This window comes from Microbacterium sp. Bi128 (assembly GCF_918698205.1).
The window spans coordinates 1-2,051 of record NZ_CAKKMM010000920.1 but is presented as its reverse complement, the minus strand read 5'-3'; the positions used below and the strand labels follow the sequence as shown (position 1 = coordinate 2,051).

2 protein-coding genes are annotated in these 2,051 nt (G+C 71.2%); both read left to right on the top strand.

What is annotated here, in order from left to right:
* Positions 1-1,720: right-handed parallel beta-helix repeat-containing protein (locus LQV45_RS28030; RefSeq protein WP_230010193.1), on the top strand; the 1,720-nt coding region annotated here is incomplete at its 5' end.
* On the top strand, positions 1,717-2,051 hold a 335-nt coding region (locus tag LQV45_RS28025), incomplete at its 3' end, for a helix-turn-helix domain-containing protein (protein WP_230010191.1). The genes LQV45_RS28030 and LQV45_RS28025, both read left to right, overlap by 4 nt.

Sequence of the window (2,051 nt, the reverse complement as noted above, 5' to 3'; positions counted from 1 at the left end):
ACAGGACGAGACCGCAGTCTTCACGCTGATCCGCAATGTGGTCGTTCGCCCCGGAGCGGAGCTCGCACTCATCGGGCACGGGACGCTGAGGATCTCGAGTGCGCCGCAGGGCGCGGTGAGCGTCGTCGCGTGGGGCGGTGCCCTGGGATTCGGCGGCTCCGAGGAGCTGCCGCTCGTGGTCACGTCGTGGGACGACACCACCGGCGCACCCGACACGGACGAGAGCGACGGCCGCGCCTACATCCGCGTGCGGGACGGAAACCTCACCTCCGTGCGCGCCGAGTTCCGGGATCTCGGTTACTGGAGCGGTCGAACCGGCGGTCTCGCGGTGACCGGTACGGGCGATGCGCGGGCGACGGCCGCTGTCCAGAAATCGACCATGACCCGCCTGCATTACGGTCTCTTCCTCTCGGACACCACGGGCGTGCTGCTGCAGGACTCGACGGTCGAGGATTCCACCCTCACGGGCGTCGAGGTGACCAACGGCTCCGATGCCACCACGATCGAGCGCACCACCGTCTCCGGTTCCGGTGGCGACGGCGTGTCCGTCTCGCGGCAGTCCACGGGCACGAAGATCCCCGACTCCACCGTGCAGGGCTCGACCGGCTGGGGCATTCGCGTCGACGGTGCGGCGCTGGCCGACGGCCCCACCTCGGGCGGATACGGGCTCAGCCCCGCGAACGGGTTCGCGCTCACCGGCTCGCACGTGAAGGACAACCGCGACGGCGGCGTGCGTGTGATCTCCACCGACACGATCGAGATGCGCGGAACCGAGGTGGACGAGACGCGCAGCGCCGTCCTGGTCGAGGGGCCGTCGACGGGCCTGACCGTCGCCGATGCCGTCCTCACCTCCGCCGAGCTGCGGGCTCTCGACGTGTCGGGGAGGATCACGGATGCCACGGTGACGGGCTCCCGCCTCTCGGGTCGCCGCATCGCCCTGGAACTGACGGGCGCGGCGGCGATCGTGAGAGACAACGATCTGCGGGTGGCATCCGGTTTCGCCATCGAACTCTCCGAGGGCGCGCGCGCCGATATCACCGGCAACACCTTCCATGGTGTGGGACAGGACGTCGTAGCCGTGTGGTCGGGGTCGCGCACGATGCAGGCGGACAACGACCAAACGGACTGGACGTTCCAGTGGGCGTGGGTCGGGTGGATGAACGAGCATCCGATGATGTGGATGTGGGGTCTGGTCCTGCTGATCCCCGCGATCGGCCTGCCGCTGCTGTGGCGCCGGCGTCGCGAGCACGTCAAGCTCCGGGCGCTCCTGCACGAGGCGCTGCTGCGGCACGGGGAGCAACAGGTGGCTGCGTACCGGGCCGATGGGGCGGTGGTCGGCGGAGGTCCCCCGGCAACCGCCGTCGGGGCGCCGACCGCCGCCGGCGGGGACACGGAGACATCCCCGAGCGGGCCGTCGGCGCGACCGGCATCCGTCCCCGTCGGAGGCGTCAGCCGCGGCCCGGCGGTCCGGCCCACGACGCTGTCGGCTGCCGGGACACGAGCCGCCCCGCACCGGCCGCGCTCCTTCGCGGACCTGCGCACGGGTGCGCTGGAGGGACGGACGTTCGCCTCGCTGCAGCAGTTCGCCGTGGCGGCGGTGCTCGAGGGCGGCTATTCGGTGCCGACCATCGCGCGTCTGTTCCGCATCCAGCAGTGGCGACTGCAACAGTGGGTGGAGGAGGCAGCTCGAAATGCCGCGGTAGGAGGGGGCCGGCAATGACCGAGGAACTCGAGGACGACCGACTGGATGCCGTCCTGCACCGGCTCGGACAACGCGTGCGCGCGATGCGCCTCGCGCGCGACCTGTCGATCACGGCGCTGTCGTTCGAGGCCGAGCTCTCGGAAGAACACCTGCAGGCACTCGAGGCCGGACGCACCACGCCGCCGCTGCCCGTCCTCGTCGCGCTCGCCGACGTGTTCGAGGTCGGAGTGGCCGACCTGTTCGGTGACGGTGCCGCCCCACCCGACGGGACCGATGGGCCCCGTTCGAGCCGGCACGTCGTCCCGAGCCCGGTGATCTGGGGTGGAGAGCTCCCGCCGGCGCCATGGAT